This is a genomic window from Blastococcus sp. SYSU DS0669 (assembly GCF_054050895.1).
In genome coordinates, this window is record NZ_JBJHAE010000051.1 from 1 (window position 1) to 511 (window position 511).

Genomic DNA, 511 nt, shown 5'->3' on the forward strand with positions numbered 1-511 from the left:
TGGTGGACGTCGCACCAGTGGGCGGGGGCATGGCAGCCTGCGAACGAAAGGACCCCTCCGCCCCCCGCCACTCGCAAGCTCGCGGCGGGCCCCTGCGAAGGGGCCGAACGCGGCCGACGTCGAGGGGTTGGCCTTCGGGGCCGATGACGATGCGGGTGACGGTGCCGTCGCAGGCCAGCCAGCGGGCCCGGGCCGCGGAGATCGTGGCGCCGAAGCCGAGGGTGGCCGCGCCGGGGCCGGTGTCCGGGTCGATGAGGTCCTCCAGGTGCACCCGGACGACCACCTGGGGTTTGTGGGTGCGCAGCACCGGCAGGGCGCCCGCGGCCAAGGCGTTGTCGGCGAGCTGCACGAACGCGTCGCCCTGCTGCTGGGCGCGGGTGCGCATGTCCCCGGCGGGCCGGTCGGCCTGCACCACCGACTCCAGCGCGGCCTGCACCTTCTCCCCGCCCACGGCGTCCAGTTCGCCGCGGAAGGAGACCGACCCGTCGGCGTGCTTGACGAAGGTCAGCGA

1 protein-coding gene is annotated in these 511 nt (G+C 75.0%); it reads right to left on the minus strand.

What is annotated here, in order from left to right; all coding sequences use genetic code 11:
- Nucleotides 1-511, minus strand: a 511-nt coding sequence (locus ACI792_RS20875) for a DUF222 domain-containing protein (RefSeq protein WP_456604271.1), incomplete at both ends; no start/stop codon positions are given.